General features: G+C 45.5%; 17 protein-coding genes. 9 read left to right on the forward strand and 8 right to left on the reverse strand.

Going from position 1 to position 16,372, the window contains the following annotated elements; translation table 11 throughout:
• Nucleotides 1-16: 16 nt before the first annotated feature.
• The gene (locus BLS03_RS09930) at nt 17-856 is read right to left on the reverse strand and encodes a substrate-binding periplasmic protein (RefSeq protein WP_245696647.1); all 840 of its coding nucleotides are present in this window, start codon (nt 854-856) and stop codon (nt 17-19) included.
• A gap of 521 nt (nt 857-1,377) precedes the next feature.
• Between BLS03_RS09930 and BLS03_RS09940 the strand changes: the two genes are divergently transcribed.
• Together BLS03_RS09940 and BLS03_RS09945 are read left to right on the forward strand one after the other, a co-directional pair.
• A complete protein-coding gene (locus tag BLS03_RS09940) occupies nt 1,378-1,791 on the forward strand; it encodes a VOC family protein (RefSeq protein WP_093272941.1) in 414 nt (137 codons plus the stop codon).
• Nucleotides 1,792-1,835: 44 nt separating this feature from the next.
• A complete protein-coding gene (locus BLS03_RS09945; protein WP_093272943.1) occupies nt 1,836-2,090 on the forward strand; it encodes a Rho-binding antiterminator in 255 nt (84 codons plus the stop codon).
• 69 nt (nt 2,091-2,159) lie between these two features.
• On the opposite strand, the gene BLS03_RS09950 is transcribed toward BLS03_RS09945, so the two are convergent.
• Nucleotides 2,160-2,717 carry an aldolase/citrate lyase/malate synthase family protein gene (locus BLS03_RS09950; RefSeq protein WP_093272945.1) on the reverse strand — a complete coding sequence of 186 codons (558 nt, stop codon included), beginning with the start codon at nt 2,715-2,717 and terminating at the stop codon, nt 2,160-2,162.
• A gap of 156 nt (nt 2,718-2,873) precedes the next feature.
• Between BLS03_RS09950 and BLS03_RS09955 the strand changes: the two genes are divergently transcribed.
• A complete protein-coding gene (locus BLS03_RS09955) occupies nt 2,874-4,388 on the forward strand; it encodes a DUF3612 domain-containing protein (RefSeq protein WP_093272947.1) in 1,515 nt (504 codons plus the stop codon).
• Between the two features lie 358 nt (nt 4,389-4,746).
• Here the strand turns inward: BLS03_RS09955 and BLS03_RS09960 are convergent, their stop codons facing one another.
• Nucleotides 4,747-6,105 (reverse strand): diguanylate cyclase, encoded by a 1,359-nt coding sequence (locus BLS03_RS09960; protein WP_093272949.1) that lies wholly within the window; start codon nt 6,103-6,105, stop codon nt 4,747-4,749.
• Between the two features lie 191 nt (nt 6,106-6,296).
• On the opposite strand from BLS03_RS09960, the gene BLS03_RS09965 reads away from it, so the two are divergent.
• Together BLS03_RS09965 and BLS03_RS09970 are read left to right on the forward strand one after the other, a co-directional pair.
• Entirely contained in the window at nt 6,297-6,887 is a 591-nt protein-coding gene (locus BLS03_RS09965; protein ID WP_176765570.1) for an alpha-ketoglutarate-dependent dioxygenase AlkB family protein, read from the forward strand.
• 186 nt (nt 6,888-7,073) lie between these two features.
• The gene (locus tag BLS03_RS09970; protein WP_093272953.1) at nt 7,074-8,174 is read left to right on the forward strand and encodes a DUF3541 domain-containing protein; all 1,101 of its coding nucleotides are present in this window, start codon (nt 7,074-7,076) and stop codon (nt 8,172-8,174) included.
• A 106-nt stretch (nt 8,175-8,280) separates the two neighbouring features.
• On the opposite strand, the gene BLS03_RS09975 is transcribed toward BLS03_RS09970, so the two are convergent.
• On the reverse strand, nt 8,281-9,228 hold the full coding sequence (locus BLS03_RS09975) for a DMT family transporter (protein ID WP_093272955.1): 948 nt from the start codon (nt 9,226-9,228) through the stop codon (nt 8,281-8,283).
• Nucleotides 9,229-9,319: 91 nt separating this feature from the next.
• Between BLS03_RS09975 and BLS03_RS09980 the strand changes: the two genes are divergently transcribed.
• Nucleotides 9,320-10,210, forward strand: coding sequence for a LysR substrate-binding domain-containing protein (locus BLS03_RS09980; protein WP_093272957.1), 891 nt, complete (start codon nt 9,320-9,322; stop codon nt 10,208-10,210).
• Between the two features lie 241 nt (nt 10,211-10,451).
• Nucleotides 10,452-11,606, forward strand: coding sequence for a GGDEF domain-containing protein (locus BLS03_RS09985; protein ID WP_093272959.1), 1,155 nt, complete (start codon nt 10,452-10,454; stop codon nt 11,604-11,606).
• A gap of 19 nt (nt 11,607-11,625) precedes the next feature.
• Here BLS03_RS09985 and BLS03_RS09990 read toward each other — a convergent pair whose 3' ends face one another.
• Complete coding sequence (locus BLS03_RS09990; protein ID WP_093272961.1) at nt 11,626-11,904, reverse strand: hypothetical protein; 279 nt, start codon at nt 11,902-11,904, stop codon at nt 11,626-11,628.
• A gap of 198 nt (nt 11,905-12,102) precedes the next feature.
• Between BLS03_RS09990 and BLS03_RS09995 the strand changes: the two genes are divergently transcribed.
• Nucleotides 12,103-12,948 carry a pirin family protein gene (locus BLS03_RS09995; protein WP_093272963.1) on the forward strand — a complete coding sequence of 282 codons (846 nt, stop codon included), beginning with the start codon at nt 12,103-12,105 and terminating at the stop codon, nt 12,946-12,948.
• A gap of 124 nt (nt 12,949-13,072) precedes the next feature.
• On the opposite strand, the gene ppnP is transcribed toward BLS03_RS09995, so the two are convergent.
• A complete protein-coding gene (gene ppnP / locus BLS03_RS10000) occupies nt 13,073-13,357 on the reverse strand; it encodes a pyrimidine/purine nucleoside phosphorylase (protein ID WP_093272965.1) in 285 nt (94 codons plus the stop codon).
• A gap of 446 nt (nt 13,358-13,803) precedes the next feature.
• On the opposite strand from ppnP, the gene BLS03_RS10005 reads away from it, so the two are divergent.
• Nucleotides 13,804-14,235 (forward strand): DUF2850 domain-containing protein, encoded by a 432-nt coding sequence (locus BLS03_RS10005; RefSeq protein WP_093273260.1) that lies wholly within the window; start codon nt 13,804-13,806, stop codon nt 14,233-14,235.
• Here BLS03_RS10005 and BLS03_RS10010 read toward each other — a convergent pair.
• Together BLS03_RS10010 and BLS03_RS10015 are read right to left on the reverse strand one after the other, a co-directional pair.
• Entirely contained in the window at nt 14,232-15,596 is a 1,365-nt protein-coding gene (locus BLS03_RS10010; RefSeq protein ID WP_093272968.1) for a TrkH family potassium uptake protein, read from the reverse strand. The two genes, BLS03_RS10005 and BLS03_RS10010, sit on opposite strands and share 4 nt — an antisense overlap.
• The gene (locus BLS03_RS10015; protein ID WP_093272970.1) at nt 15,596-16,258 is read right to left on the reverse strand and encodes a potassium channel family protein; all 663 of its coding nucleotides are present in this window, start codon (nt 16,256-16,258) and stop codon (nt 15,596-15,598) included. The genes BLS03_RS10010 and BLS03_RS10015 overlap by 1 nt, the downstream gene beginning before the upstream one ends.
• Nucleotides 16,259-16,372 lie beyond the last annotated feature (114 nt).

Raw genomic sequence — 16,372 nt, forward strand, 5'->3', positions numbered from 1 at the left:
TTCACCACCCTTGGCTTTATTGCCAATAGCGATCAATGATTTGCTGGTATACACTCACTCCAGGTTCAACCTGAGTGGCTTTTAAAGCGTCTAAACCGCGCTGCAACGCATCAACAACCTCTGGGCTCATCTGTTTATTCGCCGCGAAATACAGTTCACCACTTTTCAATGTGTACACTGCTTCAAAATCATCCGCATTTAAGCCGATTTTGTTTGCCCACCAAAGGGCAACTGACTGATCATAAGCGAGCAAATCAATGCGCTTCTTGTGCAGTTGCTGAGCCAATATCCGTATCGACGTGGCTTCTTGAAGCGACTCTCTTGGCAAACCTAATGCCAAGAGGCCCTGCTCACCCACATCATCGCGAATCACGCCAATGCGATATTTCGCCATATCAATCGGCTTGTTGACTTCGATGTGCGCGTCTTTACGCGCCAGCACCACCACTTTGATGTCATGAATCGGTCCTATCCAGTGGAACAATTTTTCTCGGTGCGCGGTGCGCGTCGTCGCAAACAACAAAGCATTACTATTGGTGACCGTTTCTCGATACGAACGTGCCCAAGGTTGCATATTGAGCTGCTGCTTGTTAAGCGGCGAGCCCGCTTGCTTGGCCGCTGCAAACAATAAATCAACGGCGTAACCTGAAATTTCGCCATTTTGTTCGAAATTGGCAGGCGGATAATTGGCAGTATTCAGGATCAAATGGCTCAAATCGACGCCTGCTGCGCCATGTGAAAGCATCATCAAGCCGACACCAATACAACAGCGCCGCAGCATGCCGATGGCATTTTTATTACCACGGGCTTTGAAAATACCAGCAACTCTGTGGGTCATGAATAATGGGTTGATCATATAGTCTGCACTTTTGTCATTGCTTCTCGAGTAACCTTAGTTGAGGGAGAACCAAGTGCAACACCACCGTTATACATTCACACCTTAAATTTTCATCACGCTAAATATTCACTGACACATGCCTCAATAAGAACTTTAGGATGTGCTCTTTATTAAACTTAACGATGAAAAACGATGCGATTAACAGTGTTTACTTTGGCGCTAGCCCCAACCTTCTGCGCCTTTGCTGGCGTTACCTTAACCAATGATCAGTTCACTCTTAAAACCAATTGTCTACAGTACCAAGTCGCAGGCATAAGCCTTGGAAGCGGTGATTGCAATTCAGCCCCAGTAGCCAAAACTAAGCCCCACAAAGGCAAGATCAAAGCAACGAAAACCAAAGCAAAAAAGCCGCTATGGGTAAATGATAACGAAGGTCAGAAACACAAAAAACGTCCTTAATCTATGTAAATCGACACTGCCAGTTTGCTGTGGTTACGGTTAGACTAAAAACAAGTTCTCTTCGTCACCAAGGTAAGGTCATGTTGACAATTAAAGGATTAGATCACGTGGTATTTCGCACTAGCGATATGGCTGCGATGCAACATTTTTATTGTGATATTTTAGGCTGCCCGATAGAGCGTGAATTACCCGCCGAAGTTGGCTTAGTGCAGCTTCGAGCAGGCAATGCTTTGATTGACTTGGTAGCGCTCGATAGTGAGCTTGGACGAGCAGGTGGTGATGCGCCGCAGCAAAATGGTCGAAACGTCGAGCACGTCTGCCTACAAATTGCGCCGCTTGAGGAGACCAAACTCCGAAACTATCTGCTCAGTCATGGCGTTGAGTGCAGCGAATTTTCCGAGCGCTATGGGGCGCAAGGTTTTGGTCGTTCGACCTATATTCAAGACCCACAAGGCAATATCATAGAGCTCAAACCCTTTGTCCAATCGGATTAAAACCCGTCATAAAAATGCAGGCTCATGCCTATTAAGGATTCACAATGTTAAGCTGCCAAGACCACGATTACGTCGAAATCGCTTGTACGTACCACATTCCAGTACGTCTTGTGCTACTTTCTGGTGCAATCATTGAGGGCAAAGCCCTCGATTGCCGTTATGATTCTGCGCGCCGCGAAATTATGCTATTAAAAACCTTAACTGGAGAGCAACAGGTCGAAACGGCCGACATTAGATCGATGCAAGCACTGGTGATTAATCCCCATTTCGACACAGTTGATTTTATTCAAACCGCATAGTCGTTAAATTTGATTATACGCTCTGATGTTAGATAAGCCTGTGAGCGTGGCGTTAGGCATTTTATCGCGCTAACGAGTAAAGCTTTCATCAAGGATATAATCTTCGCGATTTTTACCATGGTACTCTTTGGTTTCGCTGCATAGCTGCGGTAGGCCGCAAGCACCCTTTACTAAGCTGACCCAATGACGCATCACCGCCACGTGATCTTGCGTTTGCGGCAACTCGGCGCAGCTCTCCAACTGAATATCCTCAATCCACACTTGGTTCAGCCCTGAAGGTTGAGTAGCAGAAAGCGTGAGTTCTACATGGCTACCTTTACCATCGCGAAACACAATTTGGCTGGGTTTATCTCGCTCACCACTGTAGGCAATAAAGTGTTTCGGCGCTTGCAAACCGCAATGCTGGCCATCAGCAAAATACGCGACCAAGTGACAGTAATCGATAAGATAAGCGCTGACCTCTTGATGCGAGCCAAAATCCAGAGGAAACAGACAATCAAGAAACTGCTTTGCCTGTACCTGCTGCTCTTGAGTCTCCGCTTTGGCTTCAAAGCCCGCCAGAGCTTGAATAATAAAGCTAGGAAAGATGGTATTTTCAGAGTCAGTACCACGAGTCAACATATTCATAAGTATTCCTTTTCCACCGGGAAACCGGTCTTCATGATTAGAGAGCTAATGTTCCATGTCGCCAATCTGCAAATTTGTGATTGTGCTTACTTGGTAGACTAGTAAATTTTTAACTACAATTTCACAACAAAAATTTTACAATGTGAATTTTACAAAATGTCTCTGTCAAAAAGCCTGATTCGCCAATCGCACTTTCTCGGAACCAAAATTCGTAACCTGCGAAAACGTAACCATCTCACCATGGAAGATCTGTCAACACGCTGCATTCGCATCAACACCGAATACGCCCCTTCAGTGTCGTATCTTTCGATGATTGAACGAGGTAAGCGTGTACCAAGTGCTGAAATGCTCGATGTCATTGCTCAAGTATTTCAAAAAGACCCGGCGTGGTTTCTAGATGATGAACCGGAACAGTCGGCGATTACCCCAGATAAAGGCAAGCGTGGCGGCATAAGTGGCATGGCGCTAGAACCAAGCTTTCTGTTTTCCAACGAAATCTTACAAATCGCTATTCCAGAAATGCTGTCTCAAACGGGTATCACTGGACGTGAATTCGCCCATTTACTGATCCGCGCTCACCAGGAAAGTCATCAGAATCACTTTCCGGATCTCGAACGTTCAGCTGAAGAAGTCGGACGTAAACAGCTCAACCTGTCGGTCGAGGATTTGCTCGCCATGGCGCGCAGCCTTGGCTTGACCATTCGCTGGGTCACGCGCACGCCATATGATGTGATTAACGAACTGGGTGTAAGTGGTAAACAGTTAGTCACCTCATTTTTTGAACCACCAGGCTCGATTTTCTTAAATGAAGCGCTCAAAGCCTTTCCCACTCGACTGAAATACGACTTGGCCGTGTATATTGGCCATTGCGTGCTACACAGCAAAGAAGGGCTACAAAGCGTACTGACCGTCGGCCATAACGCTCTATCAGATGCACGTTCGAGTTCAGCAAGCTCGGAGCTAAACTCGCAAGATATTTTGCAAGCTTGGCGCGATTTTGAATCAAGTTTTTTTGCCGGCGCGTTGTTATGTCCTCGTGTGCCTTTTCGCCAACTCCTCGACCGCTGTGGCTACCAAATCTCAGTGCACAAAAACGCCGGAGTTTCACCATCCGTTGCTATGCGCCGTATGACCGTCGTGTCCCCCTACCCCCATTGGCACTACTTTGATGCTTATGGTCCGAATAAACTCAAAGCCGTTTACCGCGGAAATGGCATTCCTCTGCCATGGGGAAATATGCGCCAAGTCAACGATCCGTGTCAGCACTGGTCCGTGTTTCGCCAATTAGCCACACCTCAGCAACAAAATTCAGCGCAAATTTCCATTTTGCATGTAGGTGACCAGCCGCGTATTTATTGCTGTGAATCGATTAATGTTGGCGATGCGGCGGGGAATCAACGCGTACTGTGCGCAGGTATTGACTTAAATCCTGCTATTGATGCGCAAGGTGGTGATTCACAGGCGCTTGCTCATGAGCTGCAACAACTGTGCGTGCAAAACCACGGTATGGCGACGATTCCAAACTCAATGAAACGGGAATTCACCACCATTGCTCGAATTTTAAATATTCACTGGATTGAAAAAGGCATTGAAGCGCCCGCGCGACTAATTTGTTCTCGAGGAGCTGTTTGTCCAAGGCAACCAAGTTGTTATCAAGACAGTGAAGGTTAAGATCGGCGAGGGAAAGGCCATGAAGATCGGCGGCGTTAACTGGTTAAGTAAAACTTTATGACCAGTAAAAAGAAAAAAAGCCAATCGCAAATTGGCGCGATTGGCTGTATACATTTGTGAACAAATTTTTGGTTCACTAACAACGTCAGTTGGCTAGGTGACCCTCGGCTTAATAAGGGTCACTTTAACTAAAGCACATAGTATGCCAACTTTTTAATTAGATAAATAACGCTTTTTTGCTGATAAAATCGCCAGTTTCACGCAAACATCATGCATAACACTTTTGCAAATCAAAATTCTATTGCAAAATGCAAAAATCACCACATGCATTTTGCAATTTTACCGTTCAAGGTGAAGATTACTTTTCACGTTTTTCGGCATACATACGTTGGTCGGCTAAATGCAGCATCTCTTCAACACTTTGAAAATCGTCGCGATAGCGAACAAAACCGACGCTCGCTTTAACTTCAATGAGATGCTGCTTATAAACCACTGGGGTTTGGCTGATGGCTTCGCGAACTTTTACGCAAATCGTCTCGACTTCTTCGCTTTGATTAAAGCGCGGCAGTAAAGCAAGAAATTCATCACCCCCAATTCGTGCCACTAAGTCGGAACTCCTTAGTGCCCCTTTAATCCGCTGGGCGCAGGCAACCAAAACTTTGTCGCCAGCAGCATGACCATAGCGATCATTAATGGCTTTGAACTTATCGATGTCGATATTGAGAATGGCAAATAGGCTGATACTGTCTGGCTCTTTAGCTTGCTCATTAAATAGGCTTTCTAGAGAAAACATGAAGTAACGTCGATTGGGTAACCCAGTCAGTTCATCATGTAGCGCTCGCGCATCCGCCATTTGGTATAAGCGGTACACCGCATAGAACGCCAGCAGTATGGTAGCTAACACCAAATAGCCCATAATGCGCACTAAATCGCGATGGTTCCACGGCATTTGATTGAGCACATCCTGCTTTTGTGACGCCGCAATGTACCAACTGCCGTAGGGGAAATGCACGGTTTCAGTGGCAAATGCATCGTTAAAGGTTTGTTCATCACCATAAAAAATCTCACCGTAATTCCCGGTGCTATCCACCCCTTTTATCGCGATGTTATAGCGAAAACTAAACAGTTCAACGCCGGCATCTAAAAACAGCGTATCCATTGAAATGACGGCACTGCACACTCCCCAGTAATGCTTGTTGTTCGGTGGATCGGTAAAAATAGGAATACGGACAATCAGCGCCTGACCACCTTGCACCAGCGACACCGGACCAGAGATAAAAATGTTCTCGATTTCACGAGCTCGGTCTATTGAGGCCCACTGCTTTGGCACGGTGCGATAATCCAAACCTAACACCTTTTCGTTGCCCTGCAATGGATAAATAAAACGAACGACATCATCAGGAGCAAGGCCAATAACTTTGATGTGACGACTTTTGCGCTTGATTCGACGTGCTACTTCTTTCCAACTACTTAAGTCATTGTTTGGTGAAAGCGAAACCAGAGTGGTTAAGCTGCTAAGGACATAAATATCCGAGAGAATGGCGGCTTCGAGTTGAGCGCGAATATGTGAGAGGTCGCCACGAGCTTCATCTTGAATTCGATCACGAATAAATGCTCGCTGATTGCTGTTAAGATGCTCAATCATCCCTATCGATATGATAGTGATGATGGTTAAAATAATGGCAACGGCAATTTGCCTGCGTGTGTATCGCCCCATTCAGGCATTCCCCTTAGTGCCCGGCCCTAGCGTAAGTTGATTACTCACACTTTAGTGGCGTGCGAGTTCACAAAAAGCTGATTCAATTATTTTTATATCTATCAATTATATTAGAACAATTCTACCAAGTTGCAGATAAAATGGCGTACGGGTCAAAAACACAAACACCAATATGAACAAAGGTTTATATCATGCTTTTTCCACATCAAGGTGAATGGATCGAACTAGAACAGGGTCGATTATTTTGGCAACGTGATTTTTTGCCATTAAAACAATCGGATGAAATATTTGATTACTGCCTCAATCATTTAGATTGGCGTCAAGAAGCCATCATGATGTTCGGAAAATCGGTGATGCAACCGCGTTTACAAGCCTGGTATGGCGATAAAAGTTATCGATATTCCGGTTTGACAATGAATCCCTTGCCTTGGACGGCGCCACTTCTCGCGCTCAAGCAACAATGTGAAATTCAAGCGAACAACAGGTTTAATTCGGTATTGGCGAACCTATATCGTAACGGCGAAGATTCAATGGGTTACCATCAAGACAATGAGCCAGAACTGGGGCGAAACCCTGTGATTGCGTCGGTAAGCTTAGGCGCAGAACGACGTTTTACGCTTAAACACATTGCAACTAAGCAGACATTTTCTTTAGATTTAACCCATGGCTCTCTGCTGATTATGGCTGGCGAACTTCAGCATCATTGGAAACATGCCCTACCGAAGACTCGCCGTTGCCAGCAGCCACGAGTCAACCTGACCTTTCGCAATATCATCGATTAGGCAGGCCTCTTTGCGTTGCAGTTCTCCATACTTTTATCAGTTAACTTTGGCTGCAGTGGGATAACTATCGCGCCCTTTTAAACTCTTACACCAAGTTGACACCTAGTCCTTAGCCAAAGCACTAGGCTAATAGCTAAACCGCAGTGATGGGCACTGTGGTTAATGCCTTCCCACTAAGTGAGCAGAATGAAAGTAGCGACACGCATTTTAAGTGGACTCTGGATAGGCCTTTGGGCCTTTCATACCGTGGCAGCCACCGAAGAAGTCCCGGAGTTAACCTTTGAGCAATCGGCCGAAATTATTCGCCATACCTATGAAAATCAATTATTTACTTTAGAACCTAGCAAACAGAGCCATTATGGCTTGCGCATGTACCGCCAAACTCTGGATGGCAAACGTTATGCCGCGACCATTCATACTGAACTCAATACCATTGCCAGCACACTCAATCACTTTGCAGATAAGGTCAACACGCCAGAACAAATCGTCTTGTATGCCCAACGTCGTCTCGCCCCAATGCGTGAAACTCAAGACGAACGTAGCCAACGACGCTATAACGTCAGCAAAAACATGCCGGAATATGTGTATTTAGGTATCGATTTATTGAGCGCGATGGCGCGCGCTAACGAATACGGATTACAACACCGTGAAGACGATAAACTGCGCCAAGTAATACGTCGATATGACTTTAAAAAATACGCCACCAGCAAACCTATGATTGAAGCTTGGGCGCCGCAATTGGCGGCGCAAGTATTCTGGTTGCGCGAATTAGGTGAACAAGATGTGGTCGACGCCTTCATTGATACTTTTCGCGAAACCTACCCTGACGAAAAAGATGCCTCACTGACCGCGCAGCAATATCGCAATAAAATCTACACCATGACGCACATCATTGAGGCCATGTCCCATCGCTATCAAACGTCGGTCAACGAAGGGGACCAGCAATGGATTTACGACTACTTTCGCCAACATATCGATACCATTTTGTTGCGCGCCACACCGAAAGTCATCGCTCAAGTCGGTATCAGTTTCTTATTGGCCGGATTGGACAACGATGCCGTAGTCGAAAAAACTCGCGAAGCGGTACGTAAAGCAATCAGTGCCGATATAGGCATGATTCCTTCAGCTACTGGGGAAATGAACCTCAGCCAAGGTGAGCAACGTAACGTCCTTGCCATCATGCTACTTGACTGGCAAGGCGTACATGCATCACCAACGGTCAGCAATGATCCCAACCTGTTTGCCAACCTGCCCTATGGTTTAGTGTCGAAAAATGGCGCGAACTAACATTGCAAACTTAAGTGGAATAATGAAGTGATATCGCGTCCGCCAGCAAAATCGCTGAGTTACGCGAAAAGAAAAGGGAGCCTAGGCTCCCTTTTCTTTACATCGTCTAGTGACTGGTACGATGCTGATATTGTTCAAACATTTTACGAATATTAGGCCATTGTGGAATCAGCATATTCAACACATTGGCGAGCACAATCAGCGCTAAGCCAAGCAATTGATGGTGGGTAAATGGGTCACTGAAGAACAGCCATTGCCATAATGCCGTAAACAACAAATTGGTGAAAATAAGCGGTGCCAATTGCGAGCTGGAACTGACCAGCTTATAAGCCTTAGAGCGAAACACCTGAGTGTTGATGACCAAAAGCGACAAGGTTGCCAACATCACTACCAGAAGAATGGGATTGTTAACTTCTGCTTGCACAAATTGTAAGTTAAACGCTGAATCACTCACATAGAGACTGACCGCCATAACTGGAAACAGCAATATCGATGCATAAAAGAAGGTCCAAAAATTAATTTCTAATGCGTTGAGCTGACTTTTACTCGCTCGATACAAACTGATTTGTGAACCAGCATTAAATAGCCCTGCCGCCAAACCAATAAACAATTCTGGTCGAAATTCAATATTGCCCACACCGCCGGATAGCATCACCACACCGGAAAACGTCACAATCAGACAAGCCACCGTGACCCACTTAATCGGCTCTGCAAAAAACAGCCGCTCTAAAACGGGGATAAACAAAGGGCCAGTACCAAATAGCACCACACTTTCAACCAAAGTTAAGTGCTTAAGTGAAAAAATAAAACACAGTTGGCAGGCGGCGATGCACAAGGCTCGAATCCACATAGGTTTGAGCATTTCAGCGCTTGGCTTTCTCACACCGCGGACACACAACATCAGTAGAATAAGTAATGCTGGTAACAAAAAGCGCAAAAAACCAAATAAGTTAGCATCAAGTTGGTTGGCTAAAGATTTCGACAATAAACCACTTATCGAAAGGCTGAAGGTAGAACTGAGCATAAATAAAATGGGGTACAACTGGTTTGGCATTATCTCCTCCCTTGTTGCTGCGCATTCTATCGCTCTGGCAAATAAATAAAAAACGAGTAATATTTACACCACCGTTAAGAAAAACTAACAGATGAAAAAACTCGCACCTTTAAAATCACTGTATTCATTTGTCGCCGTCGCTGAAACTGGCAGTATGACAGAAGCAGCAAACCAGCTAAATGTCAGTCATTCTGCGGTCAGCCAGGCGATCAAGTCGCTGGAAAACCAACTCGGCCAAACGCTGTTTCATCGAGTTGGCAGACGCGTCGAGCTCAATGTTAATGGAAGAAAATATTACAAAGAAATCGCCCCTAGCCTAGAGAAAATCGTTGATGCCACGCAGAAAATGATGCAAAAAGAACAATCGAATCGCATCACCTTAAACATGATTAACTCACTGGCGATGCACTGGTGGATTCCGCAGATGAATCGCTTTGGTCTTTACGCCCCAAACTTAGACGTGCGTATCTCCAATCTTGTTGGTGCATTTTCGCTGCCACAAGAAGGGGTGGATGTCGCGGTCATTCATGGTGCCAAAGCCGATTGGCAAGATTACTACTGCGAACGTTTAGCCCATGATCAATTGATCATGGTTTGTAGCCCGGAGTTAGTTGAGCCGCAAGATACACCTGAATCTCTCCTTGCACGCTATCCCGCGATCATGGCAACCAATGAGCGACGTAAAGACGATTGGAAGATATGGGCCGAATTCCACCACATTGCTATCCCCCCAGCGAGCAACAACCTTAATTTCTCCAGTTCATTACAAGCAATGCAAGCCGCGATACGTCAGCTTGGCGTATTTGTCACTCATCGACTGTTTATAAAAGAGGATATAAAGCAAGGCTTGTTGATTGAGGTCGGTCATCCGGTCGAAAACCCGGCGCAAAGCTTTTATTTTGCCTGCCATAAAGACAAGCTTAAAAACGAATATATTCTGCAACTACGGCAGTGGATTCGTTCCGAATTTGCCAATATTTAGTCATTAAATTCCCACTTAGCAATGATGTACGAAAAGGCGATTCGAAAATGAACGAATCTGTGAGCAAGCAAGACGCACAAACCACATGAAGTATGTTTAAATTGATTGATTCGCAATAGACAACACATTGCATTGACAAATTATTGACATCAATCACATTAAATAACCTTATTGATGCCAAGGTTTCCATAAATATCTCCTACTATTTAACTGCATATTCATGAAATAGGACTTCAAACGAATGACATGGTTTATTGGCAGGCATATTGAAGAGGTGGCAGTTCTGTATGCTCGAAAGAAAAACAAGCTGATTGCCCTGTGCTCCTTGGTAACCATAGTGATTTTTACCGCCCATGAATTTGCTTATCATGATATTGGTTTATCTGCGTTCACTCTCCTCAACATGACTTGCTCTTTGATCCTTTCCTTCAATATTTATCAATGCTTAACTCGTGATAGTCGCTATACCGATTTGATTCTCAGCGTCGTATTGTTGTTTCAAACGACCATCTCCCTGCTCTACCATACGCCCAGCATCACCGACTTATTTTGGCTCTACCCGATTACCTTTATGCTCATCTTCGTAAACCATTTTCGCTATGGTGCTCTGATAAGTTTGCTGTTCGTGGCGATTGTGACCACTTACAGCCAGCTTAAAGGCGCGGTATTGTTCAATTCAGATTTTTCTTCTGCCGCATTTTTAGCCAGTTTCATTGTGTTTACCACTTTGCTTAATCTTGTTCATTTCTACAGCAATAAGTTGACCGATTACATTGAGCATCTTTCTCAGCAAGGGATTTCAGACCTTGCGTATCGCGACCATTTAACCGGGCTTGCCAACCGCTGGAGTTTTGAAAATTGGGCCCAAACCAAAATTGATCAAGCACGAGCAACAACCGGTATCACCGCGATGGTGTTCATGGATGTCGATAACTTTAAACAGATTAACGATAATTACGGACATGACATCGGAGACAGAGTGTTAAAGGAGGTCGCCCAGCGTTTGGCCTCCAGTACTCAAGTCACGGGTTATTGCCAAGATATGAATAATTCACTGGCACGCTTTGCTGGGGATGAGTTTATTCTGCTGCTCAGTGAAGTTCCAAGCCATAAGATCCTTACTCGTATTCTCGATAACATCACTGCTATCTTTGAAACCAGTCAAGAATCACAAGCTGGATATATCAATGATTTAACTTTGAGCGTTGGGGTTGCGTTGCATATGCGAGATGCCGATACGCTTTCTGAATTGGTGCGCTGCGCGGATAAAGCCATGTATTACGCTAAGCACAGCGGTAAGAATCAATACTGTTTTTATCAAAATATTCACGATCACAGCAGTCTTGAGCAAGACATTTATCGAGATAAGTCAGTCAACAGTGCAGCAAACCAATAAATCGACTTACCGTACATCTCTAACCGCTCATATACATAATCCACAAACACACCACTAAGACCACCATCAGCCATATTGCATAACGCGCCGTATTCGGCTTATCAGGCTTGGGCCGAATAATGGGCCTTAGTGCCGCCCTTCGAGCCGACACCATTGCAGACGGACGTTCTTCTTGTTGCTCTTTTTGCTTCTGGACTTTATTCGCCACCTTTCCAAAGCGGTGAATCTGATCAGCGGTTAAGTCTTGTGAAGGATCGTATTTATTATGGTTTTGCCCATGTTTGGGTACGACAGCCATAATTCGTCTCCTTTGCTGGCTATTAACTTAAGTATAGGCGGTATTGAGCGTTTGATTATTTAGCCTTTTCACTCACTTTCGCCAGCCACTGACACCCGCATGTTCGAAAAAGTCGAACATCACGCTCAGGCGCGCCCGCTCTTCAAAAGATCTCAGCTCTTCTATGCTATAGGAAAGTTAAGTAACGGAGACACACTCATGACGCGAGCACGAGAATTAACGCAGATCATTCCTTCCCAAGCCACTTCTGATGGTGATGGGGTAAAAATCAGCCGTGTTGCGGGTTTTAATAACGCGCGATTCTCTCCGTTTTTGATGATGGATGAGCTTAAATCCGATCAATCAAAAGATTATGTTGGTGGTTTCCCGCCTCATCCACACCGTGGAATTGAGACATTGACCTATATGATGATGGGCCACTTCCAGCACAAAGATCATATGGGTAACGTCGGAGAACTTCGTTCCGGTGGCGCGCAGTGGATGGCAGCCGGTCGAGGCGTAATACACAGCGAGATGCCAATCATGGAACAAGGGCAACTGCACGGTTTCCAGATTTGGATAAACCAACCTGCCAGCGATAAAATGCAGCCAGCGAAGTATCACGACTTCCAACCGGAAACCATCACTGAATATCAAAGTGATGATGCAGGGTTGATTCGCGTCCTCGCAGGTACCTTGAATGTCAATGAGCAAACGTTAAAAGGTCCACTACAAGATACTGGTGTACCGGCTATGGTTGCTGACTGGCGTAGTCAAACGTCTGCAAAGCTGGATGTGACAACAGAAAACCATCACAACATGATGATTTATGTGTATCACGGTTCACTTAACGTCGGTGAACGTGAGCTAAAACAGGGTCAGTTTGGTCTACTTTCGGCAGGTGATAACGTCCAGCTATCAAGTGGCAATGTCGGTGCTTTGCTATTTACCGGCCAACCGATTGATGAGCCAGTGGTGCACTACGGTCCGTTCGTGATGAATACTTTTGCAGAAATTGAACAAGCTGTTGAAGACTACAACGCTGGCAAATTCCATCAATATTAACCATTTTAAAACTAAAAATTTTTAGCAACCCTCCACGCCACTGCCTTGTGAATTTGTTGCTGTTTTTGCCACGCGTTACCGCGTGGCTTTTTATTTTTTCATCCTGCCAGAGGGTGGATAATTGTTATGCCAAGTACTCGCACAGATACGCAGTCGCAACGTCCACTTGTAAATCAAAAGACGAGTCGCCCGGTACATTGAAAGATTGGCCAGCGCTAAATGTTTGCCACTCTTCACTACCCGGCAGTTTTACCGTTAGTGCGCCTTTTACTACCGTCATTTTTTCCGCAGCACCAGTACCAAAGGTATATTCTCCGGCGGCCATAACGCCAACACTGCTTTTTGCGCCATCTTGAGTAAACGCGAGAGATTTCACGCCGCCATCAAAGTATGTATTTTCTTCAATCATGCATTTCGTCCTTGTCTAACTAAAAAATTGCCGTTTTCTTTTAGCCGAATGTCCTGATTTAGGCAAGACCAATTACACTGACCTGCATTCAAGAGAAAAACACAAATCACCAAACTCTCAAACCAAATTAGCGAATTCAGTCACTGGCGGAGGTGAATTTTTGTTTAGCAATCAAAGAGTCAGGTAATAATCGATACAATCAGCTTTATGAATCTTTCGTTCTTTTAGCGATAAGCAAACTTATCCTTGCAATGAACAAGAATTGATGTCGCTTCAAAAAATATGCTAAACGTTAGTTTAAAGATAGATTGGTTAGATACTATCGCTGACGATAAACAGTAGGCACGCCCGAATCGAGAATCGACATTTAACGAGTATCTATGGCCCCAGTGACCCAGAGTAAAGACATTCCGACGCGTAAACGTCGTCGTACCGTGGATCAAAATATGCGTATCATCCGCACAATATTTGGCATTGCATTTGTCGCATTGGCGATCAGCTTTAGCTTGATTCTGTACTTCAGCTATAAAGACTACGTGCGCCCAAGCAACGTGTATGGCACTTGGATTGAAATTGGCGCGCCACCGTATAACACTGAGCGGCTAAAATTCAGTGAGCACGGTGTGTATCGCAACGGTCGTTTAATCGCGACTCACTTTGAATTTGATGGTAGTACCATTGAGGTTAAAACCGGACGTGGAGTGAGTATTTATGAAATTTCAGGTACTCACGAATCACCGCAACTCAGGCGCTTAGTACCCAATAGCCCGACTCAACGCTTGGTCAAATCGGGCTATGAAGATACCGTCAATATGGAGGGCGGCGGCCCAGCTAAAAATCGCCGCGCCGCGCTGCAAGAACACTTTTCTGACGATTAACCGGTTAGTACCGTATCTTCTGGGTACTTCACTAACGACGGTTCGGGCCTTGCCAGCATATACGCAAGCGTCAACGGTCCGATTCGTCCAATCAACATCACGACAACCATGATGTATTTCCCTGGCTCTGACAATTCTGCAGTCAAGCCCGCAGAAACGCCAACAGTGGCAAATGCAGAGATGGTTTCAAACAGAATCTGCTCAAAGCTAGCTTTCTCGGTCAGCATCAATAAAAACATCGCACTGGTCAAAATCGCGCCGCTAACCACAATGATCGCCAACGCTTTAGTTACCGTTGGCCAACTGACGGTACGTTTAAACATCACCACAAAACGTTTTTGACGCAAAAACGCCCACGTTGCGACAAACGCGACCGCAAAAGTCGACACTTTGATCCCGCCACCAGTGGATGTGGAGCCAGAACCGATCAACATCAGCACGATCATAATCAGCAGTGCCGGCTGGCCAAATTGCGCTAAATCGACGCTATTAAAACCCGCAGTACGCGCACTGGCCGATTGAAAAAAGGCCGCCATCCACTGCCCGGTACTCGACAAATTCGCCATGGTCGCCGGATTTTTGTGTTCAAGTAGCCAAAACACCACAGTCCCAAACAGCAAAAGAGACGGTGTCGCCACCAGCATAATTTTGGTGTGAAGCTGAAAACCACCAAAGCCTCTGCGCCAGTTGGCAGCCAAATCACCGATAACGGTAAAACCTAGACCACCAAAAATAAACAATGCTGAAAGGGTGAAAATCACTTGAGGGTCGCTAACAAACCCCACCATGCTATCGGAGAACAGCGAGAAACCAGCGTTATTAAATGCCGATATAGCATGAAACAAGGCGTAGAATAAACCAGTACTCCAACCCATTTCAGGCACCCAGCGATACGCCAAAATCACAAAACCAATCGTTTCAGCAATCAGAGCAAACGCGATGATTTTTGATACCAACTTACGCAAGTTCACTTTGCTATCTTGACCGAGCGCTTCTTTCGCCAGAGCTTGCTGTTTGAGGCTAAGGCGTACCCCAAACAGATAAAGCAACACCGCTGAGAGCGTCATCTGCCCAAGCCCACCGACCTGCATCAGCACCATCAGCAAGATTTTACCTGCCAACGTGAAATGAGTACCAGTGTCGACCACGCCAAGCCCTGTTACGCTTATCGCCGATGTCGCCGTAAACAGCGCATCGGTAAATGACAATCCCGTCACCGAGAACATCGGAAACATCAGCAACAATGCCGCTGGGATCTGCATGGCAAGAAAGCTCACCAAAATGACCCAAGGCTCTGAGCCTTTATGCTTTTTCTTTTCTTTAACGGGCAGTTGAAATAGCCCTGGGCTGTGAATATCCATTACAACGACTTCAGCTTAGAGACTAAGGTCGCCTCTGGGCCAACCACAATAACAACATCACCAATTTCCAACCTTTGGTCGCCGCTTGGTGATGCTTGAACACTGGAACCTCGCTTAAAGCCAAGAATCTGCACACCCTCTGCGCCGTAAAATGACAACTCGCTCAACTGTTTGGTCATTAACTTGGCGCCAACGACAATTTCGGTCATCGCGATACCAGAACCTAAAGGTTGAAACTCCAGCACTCGCCTATCCAGCATTTTTCTTGCGACGCGAATCCCCATATCACGCTCTGGCATGATGATGTGGTCGGCACCGATTTTTTGCAAAATCTTGGCGTGAAACTTATCGTTGGCTTTTACCCACACCGATTTAACCCCTGCCTCTTTCAATACCAAGGTGGTTAAAATACTTGAGTTGATATCGGAACCAATCGCAACCATCACCATGTCATAATCGCTTAATTTCAGCTCGGCTACTGCCTCTTCGCTGGTACAGTTAGCAATCAAACCTTGCGTTACGATACTTGCCGCGGCTTGCACTCGTTCTTCATTTAAATCGATGGCTAATACTTGAGTGCCCGAATCTTGGAGCTCCTGACATACCGACATGCCAAAGCGGCCTAGACCAATAACGGCAAATTGCTTATCAGCAAGTTTCATGGTTTTACCTTCTGGTTGTTAAAACGCGCAAAGTTTGCGCTTAAGAGATAGTGCAATCAAACACCACGAGTCGATCCTGACAGTATTTTTACGACATCGTCGGACATTCCTGTC

The sequence above is a fragment of the Vibrio xiamenensis genome, assembly GCF_900100015.1.
Classification (GTDB): domain Bacteria; phylum Pseudomonadota; class Gammaproteobacteria; order Enterobacterales; family Vibrionaceae; genus Vibrio; species Vibrio xiamenensis.

Bases quoted from the DNA above. Each gene is read 5' to 3' on its own strand.
- BLS03_RS09930 (WP_245696647.1), bottom strand. From the start codon at position 856: ATGATCAACCCATTATTCATGACCCACAGAGTTGCTGGTATTTTCAAA.
- BLS03_RS09940 (WP_093272941.1), top strand. From the start codon at position 1,378: ATGTTGACAATTAAAGGATTAGATCACGTGGTATTTCGCACTAGCGAT.
- BLS03_RS09945 (WP_093272943.1), top strand. From the start codon at position 1,836: ATGTTAAGCTGCCAAGACCACGATTACGTCGAAATCGCTTGTACGTAC.
- BLS03_RS09950 (WP_093272945.1), bottom strand. From the start codon at position 2,717: ATGAATATGTTGACTCGTGGTACTGACTCTGAAAATACCATCTTTCCT.
- BLS03_RS09955 (WP_093272947.1), top strand. From the start codon at position 2,874: ATGTCTCTGTCAAAAAGCCTGATTCGCCAATCGCACTTTCTCGGAACC.
- BLS03_RS09960 (WP_093272949.1), bottom strand. From the start codon at position 6,105: ATGGGGCGATACACACGCAGGCAAATTGCCGTTGCCATTATTTTAACC.
- BLS03_RS09965 (WP_176765570.1), top strand. From the start codon at position 6,297: ATGCTTTTTCCACATCAAGGTGAATGGATCGAACTAGAACAGGGTCGA.
- BLS03_RS09970 (WP_093272953.1), top strand. From the start codon at position 7,074: ATGAAAGTAGCGACACGCATTTTAAGTGGACTCTGGATAGGCCTTTGG.
- BLS03_RS09975 (WP_093272955.1), bottom strand. From the start codon at position 9,228: ATGCCAAACCAGTTGTACCCCATTTTATTTATGCTCAGTTCTACCTTC.
- BLS03_RS09980 (WP_093272957.1), top strand. From the start codon at position 9,320: ATGAAAAAACTCGCACCTTTAAAATCACTGTATTCATTTGTCGCCGTC.
- BLS03_RS09985 (WP_093272959.1), top strand. From the start codon at position 10,452: ATGACATGGTTTATTGGCAGGCATATTGAAGAGGTGGCAGTTCTGTAT.
- BLS03_RS09990 (WP_093272961.1), bottom strand. From the start codon at position 11,904: ATGGCTGTCGTACCCAAACATGGGCAAAACCATAATAAATACGATCCT.
- BLS03_RS09995 (WP_093272963.1), top strand. From the start codon at position 12,103: ATGACGCGAGCACGAGAATTAACGCAGATCATTCCTTCCCAAGCCACT.
- ppnP (WP_093272965.1), bottom strand. From the start codon at position 13,357: ATGATTGAAGAAAATACATACTTTGATGGCGGCGTGAAATCTCTCGCG.
- BLS03_RS10005 (WP_093273260.1), top strand. From the start codon at position 13,804: ATGCGTATCATCCGCACAATATTTGGCATTGCATTTGTCGCATTGGCG.
- BLS03_RS10010 (WP_093272968.1), bottom strand. From the start codon at position 15,596: ATGGATATTCACAGCCCAGGGCTATTTCAACTGCCCGTTAAAGAAAAG.
- BLS03_RS10015 (WP_093272970.1), bottom strand. From the start codon at position 16,258: ATGAAACTTGCTGATAAGCAATTTGCCGTTATTGGTCTAGGCCGCTTT.